The sequence below is a fragment of the Endozoicomonas sp. ALC020 genome (assembly GCF_049275935.1).
GTDB lineage: Bacteria > Pseudomonadota > Gammaproteobacteria > Pseudomonadales > Endozoicomonadaceae > Endozoicomonas_A.
The window spans coordinates 4,539,991-4,549,175 of record NZ_CP184830.1 but is presented as its reverse complement, the minus strand read 5'-3'; the positions used below and the strand labels follow the sequence as shown (position 1 = coordinate 4,549,175).

At 52.8% G+C, this 9,185-nt stretch carries 1 protein-coding gene; it reads left to right on the top strand.

The window, feature by feature from the left end; all coding sequences use genetic code 11:
• The first annotated feature begins 202 nt into the window (after positions 1–202).
• Positions 203–9,091: a hypothetical protein gene (locus ACOJUO_RS17400; RefSeq protein ID WP_422137633.1), complete on the top strand. Its 8,889-nt coding sequence runs from the start codon at positions 203–205 to the stop codon at positions 9,089–9,091.
• The last annotated feature ends 94 nt before the right edge of the window (positions 9,092–9,185 follow it).

Below are 9,185 nucleotides of genomic sequence, written 5' to 3'. Positions count from 1 at the left end.
CAACCATATATTAGATCAAATTGAAAGATCTATCAGTAAGGCTCTCATCCATAGAAGCCTGGATAATTTTGACGGACCGACCGATAAATTTATCAGGTACACTTTAGGCTTTGACAACACTTTAATAACCGAAAGATTTATAGGACTGCATCATCACTTCAAGCTTGGGGGAACATATATTGATAAAGGACTACTACCAAAAATGGATCCTGAACTCTTTCAAAAAAGTAGCAATTTGCTCAACCCTATATCGGGGATGGCAGCAGGTGATGGGAGGGAAAAGCAGATCGAAAGGGCTGTGATACGTGCTCTTTTAGAAAAAATGTTTGCAGATGGAACTATTTCAGACCCTGACCCTTATTTTGAAACATACGACAAAGACCTGCCAAAAAAGGCATTCACTCTAATCAAAAGCATCATAAAACAAAGCAATATTGGGGATGTATTCAATAAACTTGAGGAATATGAACTAACGGACCACACCAGTAATAAATTATTTTTTAGCAAAGAAGTAAATTTTGAAGACAACATTATCCATGGATCTCTTTATGACTCACTCAAACCAATAATGGTGACATCTCGCACAAAAAACCCGGTAATCATACTACAACTCGATGAACTCTGTTTTATTCATAACACTGTAGAAGGTTTAAAAAAATCAAAAATAAACACAAAAGAACTCACAGCAAAGATAAAGGAGTATTTGAATCAATTCTATAGAGAAAAAACAATCAGTGTCTCCAGCGATGACATCAATAAAGTTGCAATCATGGCAACTAACCTTTTATATGATCCCGGGAAGGATGACTATCAGCTTATCGCCCAATTAGGTTATCAGGCCTTTGAAAGATTAAAAAATTACCAAACAAAAATAAAACCGACAATCAAGCTAACTGATGACTTCTCAGCAAACAATCCCTTCTATAACAGAAAACCCTATACCCCGGATATTGTCCAGTCAGTAATAGTACGGCAGAAGCCGTACGAAAAACTAATAATGATTCATGTTTCTGATAATCAGATCGACATGATCGATTCTTTAAAAAAGTGTCGTAAAGTTTATGATAACTACCGCACTGAAGACAGCAGCGTTTTGTTCAACGCTGTTAATGTCGATTCAACGGAAAGAAAAAAACTTGAAACAATAAAAGGTGCTCGGATCACAAATATTGGCGAAGACACTAAAGTCATCATTACTGGAAACCTTCACTTCTTTGATACCAAGTTGAATGCAATTTCTCCTCTCTACACCAGATACTTGGTGGAAAAGCTATCAACAGTCCTGCGAATGGTGATCCCCAGGCATACCACCGTACAAAACATAACGTTCTTGTTTGACAACTCTGCGCAAGACATTCCGGGCTCTGAAGGTTTACTGGATATTAGACAGAAAGATTATGTTGTCCCTGAAGTTTTGAGGGAGTTGGCCAAAGAGAGTATCCGTGCACATTCAGCTGTTGCGGTTCGAGAGCCGATGTCAGCAGGCGCTCCTCAGCAAACCACTGGTCGTGATCCTGATAAGCCGTCAACCTCGAGAGATACGCCCTATCCTGAACTCAACCGTATTGTTTTTACCCTGAACGACGACGATACCATTAAATATAAAGCCAGGTTCGGGTTGGCCTCCATTGACCCCGAAAGTCAGTTGACTTATGCCAGACCCGAAGGCGAGTGCACCGGTACCATAGCCACAGGCAAGATTGTTGATGTCTTAAGCCAGGATGAGTCTTTTGTTAATTTAGAAGAAGATTCGATCAAAGCCTTAGACAAAATTCCATTTATCGGTGCCAACCCCGAAGGTCATTCTTCCTCTCAAAGACTCGAAGGTGAGCACTATAACGAGATGGGAGATGACTTTAACGATCCCAGAAAAGATGCTCGAGATTATAAATTACAATTTAATTTCCAAGCCGCAATCTCTCATGGATTATGGGAAAATAATGGCAATAAAAAAGTTGCTTTCGTCAATCCGGATCACAGAAAAACTGATCGTTTATCAGACTCACTCTACCTGGCTGAGCATTCTTCCTCGTACAGTGAATGGCTTGCACGCTACAAAAGACGTTTTCCCGAGGCTCACGAAGTCGACCTGCTTGAGCGGGAAATGGACAAATTCAAGAGTGAAGAAGCGAAGGTCAAGGCCTTCGAAACCCTTAAAAGACGGATACAGGCAAAATCATACGATATTCACACTGTCGATCCTTTAACAGTAGAAGGTGCCGCCAGACTTAACGGGAGATACAAAAATGATTTCGACAACATCGATTTTCTCACAGTCGAGCTACCGGGGCCTTGTAACAGGCCTCGAAGATCAGCCGATACCAACAGCTGTGTCACCCGGCGTAAAGAACTGGCAAATGCCCTCCGTTTACTTTCCGGCTCCGATACCCAACTCTATCTTGGCGACGACAACGACAAAACGGATATCGCCCTGCTGAAAACCTCCAACGAAGGTGAGCGCTGGCTGCAGGATTTTTTCACCCGGTTTCGTCGCCTGGAAGGCAAGGACGCATTAGCTCACACACGGGGCATTCACTCTGTCATTGCCCTGGACGACGCCTCGTTTGATTTCGCCCAAAGGCAAATCAAGAAAGGGACGCTGAGTGGCCAGCCCCTGTTGCTGAAAGCCACCCCCTCTGCCAGTTATGTACTGCTCACACCCGCTGGCCGGGTTCAGTCGGCCATCGCCGGAGGAGAGGGCAACCAAGTTACTGTCCTCGGTCGACCAGCTCGACTCATCGCTCATGCTTTGACGACACTGGTCGAATTTACCCCAGACTGCCGCATCGCCACCCTGACCGTCGGTGATCTTGCCAGCAGCAGCCAGCCTCGCGGAATCAAGGCCCTGAACGCCCTGAAAACCTTTATGACCCGTTCGCCCACCGACGGCAAACCCCTGGTGGGCGAACTGATTATCGAGCCCAGAAGTCGTAGTGCCCATGTCTTCAAACGACTGGTGAAGGATATCGAGCGCCTGATGCCAAAGGACCGCCCGGCGATTGAAACCCTTGTGCTACGCTCCCCGGCCACCCGGCAACCGGAGTACCGGCTGCTCCCTGGCGAAACGACTGTGCTGATGTCGCCCCGGCCATCGGATGCAAAAATCTCCCCCCACTATTTGCCGCCCGGCCACCCTTCGGTTCCGGTGCAACCCCGGACTGAAGACAGTCTCTCAGGTGTGGCCAGTGAGCGGGGCGAATTCAGGCAGCGTCTGCTGGAGTTCGACACCGCCCTGAGGGACGTTAAAGCCGGGCACTCACTCCCCGACAGCATGGTCCCCCGACTGGATACCCTCCACAGGCGTGGCCGGGGCTGGCGCATGGACTTTTTGGAACCCGATACACAGGCCCGAAAAAACATCCGGTTTACGTCCGGAGCCTTTGAACGCTTCCGCAGCTTTCTCCAGGGGCCAGATCATCAAGGGTTCCGAGTCAAAGGGAAAAAAACCTCCGCTGGAGGTCTGAAAAAAGCTGGTCGTTTTATGCCCTTGCTGGGTAGCGGAGTGCCCTTAGCCAGTCTCAACCTGACCGTCAATGAGTACGAGAAGGAACAGGACCCGGAAGTCAACAAACTCATGAAATCCAGGGTGATCTTCGAGTCGGTGGATACGGCAAATTCCACCACTTCTGAGTTTACCGGGCGGTACGGGGTCTTCATTGACAGTTTCATGCACCATGTCAGGGAAGTTTTTAATGGCTATTATAAGGAACAGTTAGAGGAGCTGGCCTCTAAAGGATTGCGGGACGCTCCGGCCAAGACTACACAGATCTTTGACCTGATTCACGCCCAACTAGACCCCGAAAGCTTCCTGGCCAACAACCAGACCCTCAATGCGTTGATGAGCGGGGATGGCAAAAATCTCCTGACCTTGAACATCCAGTCCATCAACCTGGCGAAACAGACCCTGACCTACGGTGGCGGCTATTCATTCCAGACAACCTTAATCGCCGGAAAAAAAGACGACTGGAAACCATGTAAGGACGAATCCGTTATACTTAACTATTTCAAACCATACTGCGCCAGCGACATTAACCGGATCGAATACTCTCCTGACACCTTTAACCTGATCAACGATGCCCTGACGACATTATGCAGGACGGAGTCGCGTTTAACCGGGTATCAATGCTCAGACGGGGTATTCCACAACCTGCGGCAGATGACCGGTAAAATGATCATCTTAATGCCTTCCGTACCCCCGTGGAAGGTCAAGCTCCGCTACACCCCCTTAGAAAATATCCTTTCAAGGAGTGCGCTGGACAGCAGCTCCCCCGGTTTGAAGCTTCTGGATGCCGTCAGCGACAGCAAGCTGAAATGGCTTTACCACAAAATAGTGAAAGACATCCGGTATACCGAGCTTGAGCGGCGTGGCTCCACTTATGTCAGGTCCGACCATTTCAGCTACGACCATAAATACCTTGGCCAGATGCTCACCAGTACCGACGGTTTGAAGTTCCGTCCGTCAACCAGCAGTCTGTATCTCGATAGCCACAATCACCTCGTCGTTTTTCGTCAGGTCTCAGACGAATTTTCCAGACTGCTGGGTTATGACCTGTATAGTCCTGCTGAAGGGGCCGGCAAGACCTACGTCCTGATGTCCAACGGTAACCACCTCATCCGCGTTCACCCCCGGGGGCAGACCTCTACCTGGGTGTTGAACTACGACGGGCGGCTCCCCTATGCCTGCATTAACGGATGGGGTGGAGGGGTGGAACGCTGTTCATCCGGGCCGACTGACAACCAAACCTGGACCCTCACACTGGGTGAGACCCGCTTCCAGTTTCCTAACCCGACGCCAGACGCCCCCTATAGAGTGATAGCTCAGGATCCCAACACCCAGTTTGAGTGGCTGCCGGACCGCAAAGTGATTCATCGCTTGTACGACACTGGCGAACTGAATCACAGTTCGTTAAGGGCCATCAAGCTGGAAGGAATAATGATCAACTACACCGGGGCCAGCCGTTTCCTGCCGCTGGAGCTGAAAGACTGCGACGCCTCACCCCGGATCCGCGCACGCTGTATGGCCGTAGCGCCGGAACAGTGGCTCACATCCGGGTTTGTGCCCAAAAAACCGAAGCTGTGGGCGATGGCCGGTGCCATTGACCCGTTACCCATGAAAGCTGATCCGCCCCCGCGAGTCGAGCAGAACCCGGCCTGGCTGCAACATAAGCAGGACTGTGACCGACAGGTCAATGAGTATCTTAAAAAACCTTACCGCTGCTTCCCTGACAAGCTGGGACTGGCAGAAGCGGACTGGGATCAGTTAGACCGGATCCGGCTCTGGTACGATACCCACCACAGCACGGTAATCCCGCTCGTTGCTCCCTCCGATGACCAGGTAGAACCACTCCAGGGAGGCCCGGACACTGGCTACTATTTTTTTGACTCCGCCAACGGCCAGGTGTTACTACAGACCACCGGAGTCCTGAACCGGGACATCAGCCACTTCCATGAGCTTGAGGTCAGCAAACATGGCGCCTTGTTTGGTAACCACGTATCAAAGACAGTGCCGAACAAAGATGAGTCACAATTGCTGGTGTTTGATGCCCCCTATTATTACCTGTTGACGGCCAGCCCGGCCGGTCAGCTGGCTCACCAGGTTATTGCGGCAGAAACACTGGATGGGCAGCTCAGCGTACCTCCTACCCCACCTGCAGCGACACCCGACACAACGACATCTGACGAGGAGCTGATTCCCTTGCGGATGGTCAATAAATACGACAGTCCAAGTATACTTGGGACCGGCTTTTATGACGGTGCCACCCGAACCTATATTGCTTTCCTGAGCAGCCTGTTGGATGGCGGCCTGCTGATCAATAAGGACGACGGCAGCCGCTTCCGGCAGATCAATGAGCCAGTCCAGAAGACACTGCGCGAGGAGCACCTGCCGGTGCGCAAGGTGGTGCAGGGCCGGACTGTTTACTACCTTTTGTTCAGCCAGCATTCCGGCAACCTGTATTACATAACCACTGTCGTCAAAAATACCAAGAGCGTCCAGCGCCTGAGCTCCGGTTTCCAGGTGATCCGCCCGGCGGGCGAGCGCCGGTCCCCGGCACAGATGGCCGACAACCGGATCTTTGCCCGTGTGCAGGCGCGCTCCGGCGGCCTTTTGGCTGATACCCTCAGTGGCTATCGGCTGTGGATACCAGACCAAGCCTGGGACAACACCCGGGTGGTCAGCGAAAACCTGTCAGTGGAGTCAGGACCCTTTGAGCACTGGGAAGTCAAGGCCACCGGGCAGACTGTCGCCAAGTCGAACGAGACCCTGAGTGTGCGCCAGTTCACCCCCCAATCCGGCGTGGTGATGGACAGCCTGAACCTGGGCCAGATAGTCAACCAGGTCTTCACCAAAGTAACCCTGAGACACCCCGGCACAGCCTGGACCACCGCCAGTGCCCGGGCATTCATCGGTGGGCTTAAGGAACAGTTGCGCACCTTGGTGGCAGAGGCCCGGAAGCAGTTTTCGGCAACGGTGGGACTGGTGCCGCTGAGACCGATCACCCCGATGACCGACCACCCCCTGCTAAGCGCGATCAGACAGTTGGACTGCTGGTACTTCCCAGGCCATGATACCCTGCTGGCGGCCAACACCCGAGACCGGTTTAAGGTCATGGTGAACGACGATGGCCAGCTGCTCGCCCTTTCAGACACCCGCAAACAGGAGGCTTTCGAGTTTTTCCCCCAGCCTGACCAGGGCGCCAAAGGCCATCCCTTTTGTGGCAAGGCTGCCGCCGTTCCGCTGACCGGGGTGCCCAACGAGTTCAACACCCTGATCTCCGGTCCCTGCAGTTACACCCTGCCCTATCTGCCCTATGACACCCAATTGCGAGGCAGTTACCAGTGGCAAGCCAGTGCTCAGGCATGGCGGGTCCAAACGCAGCAGGCCCAATACCTGGCCAACCGGGAGCGTCTGGCCCTGGTGGCCCTCGACCTCAGCCGGATGGGGCCCAGGAAAGCTTCCAACAGCCGAATGTTCAGGACCCGGCAGGATTTCAACCATGGCATGAGATCCCTGCCACGAGACATTCGAGAGCGGATCGACACCGGACTGATCGACCTCAGGCTGCGCCCTGGCTATCTCCCAACCCAGACAGCCTGGATAGATTACCGGGGCCGATTTCCCGCACAACAGAGACTGTTGTTCGGCCTGCCTGACAAGGGGCACAGTGTTCAGCAACTGATTGGGCAAACTTCGGCCATCATGAAAGACCATCACTGGTACTGGTTCCGTCATTCAGCAGCTACGGTCGTTTATAGTAAGGATCAGCAAACGCTGTACCGGGTTAACCTCAGAGGTTACCAGTCCCTGGGTACTTTTAATGGGGTAGCTGTGATGGCCGAGGGTCTGCTGCTGTCAGGAACCCCCGGAGCCGACAAGATCAAACTGGAAACGTTGCGGCTGGACACTTACTACCAAGAGCAAGAGCATCAGGTGGCCTTTGTCCGGAACGGTACCCGACAGCGGTTCGGGATCATGGTGGAGGGCCAGGGTGGGTCCGACGTGATTAAACTGGATGAGACAGACTTGTCATTTTTTGCCCGAATCCTCATCCATCCCGGCCTGGCTGAAGAAAGCATCACCAAGCACGACAGGGCACTAACCCGCATTGAACTGAATGTATCGGCCTTCCTCTTCCTTGCCTGGCGCCGGGGTCAGAACCTGGTGCTGTCCAACCGGTTTACCACCGGCGATGCCGAGATCGAGATTCAGCAGGTCTGGGCCAGACAGCACGACCAGTTCCTGCAACCCACAACGCTGGTGTTCAATGACCTTGAGCTGTCATTATCCGACCTTGCAGCACGGGTGACGGACTCAGGTCAGGGGGTCGTCCTGCCACTCACGGTGAGCAGCCTCGTCAGGAAGGAACGCCTCCGATTCATCAACGCCACAGCCAGCAACCCCCTGTACATCCAGCAGGACCAACCGGTAAAAATCGTCACCTACCAGGCGATGGACGGGATTAAACTGACACTGGAACCCCTGAACGCCACATACGTCAGACGTCAGGTGTTTATTACTGGCACAGGACAGTGGGGCTGGGAGCCGGGCAGTGTTCAGGTGAGCGGGCCGAAACCCGACAGCGGTTACCAGTCATGGCCGTTTCTGCCCTCCGTGATCAGCTCGTCCGCCGTCGGTAACAGGACAGCGAGACTCTGGGGCAATAGCCGCAGTAATATTCTGTACCTTGGCGCCGACGCCCGACAGTGGTCACTCCGTGGATGGGGCGGTCATGACCTGCTGCTGCTGGGAACCTCAGGCAACATCGCAGCACGGCCAGAAGTGCTGGCAAACCGGGGCGACCAGTGTGACAACCGGAGGCTGGATACGCCCGGCAACAGCAGCCTGTGGCAGGCCATTCTCGACTGGACGCGCCCGCTGGTCGGCGGTGTTGGCAATGACGTCTATGACCTGCGGGCGTGCAGGCCAGCCCGCACAATCGACAGCCGTGGCAAGCATTATGTTCTACTGTCGTCCGGGTCTAAGGCGGATTTACGACGTTTGTCGGGTGATAACAGCACCGCACTGTTCTTTACCGACCTGACCCCGGAACAGGTGGCGTTCAGCCAGTGTAACCCGCAGGCGCAGAGCAACCTCACCCACAGCAACCACTCCCTGCCATTGGATAGCCAAACCTTCAGGATCATCAATACCCGCAACAACCAGACACTGGCACTGGTGAAACCGGACGTGCTGGCCAGCCTGCACTTTAAAGGTGGACAAGTCAGCCTGAACCCTATGGCTATGATCAACAGAAATGACAGTACGTCAGCCATGGACGACAGTGACGGGGGAGAGAATGAAGCCGTGACCTTTCTGAACAAAATCATTCGCAGAGGGCAACGGCTGGTGAATTACCTGTGCAGCCTGGCCGGAGGTGAGAAAGGCGACATTGAATCAGAGAGCGAGCGGCCATTAGGGACAAGCCTGAATGATACGGAACTGTACCAGCACTACCAGCGACTTGTTCAGGACCTCAGTGCCCTATCAGGCAATCACAGTAGCGAGAGCCCGTCGTTTATTACATCGGCAAGCCAGGGAATGACACAAAACCTGACGACTCCGCTAAATTTGACGTTGATAAATCGGGGTTGAGTAAACAGGCTGATCAAGTCATTACGATAGTCCGGAAGTTTGTGTGCAAATTCTGTGAGGAACATGGCGGAGTTCCATACTACACTGCGTGTTG

Coding starts and splice junctions, on each gene's coding strand:
- ACOJUO_RS17400 (WP_422137633.1), top strand. CDS start 203: ATGGATCCTGAACTCTTTCAAAAAAGTAGCAATTTGCTCAACCCTATA.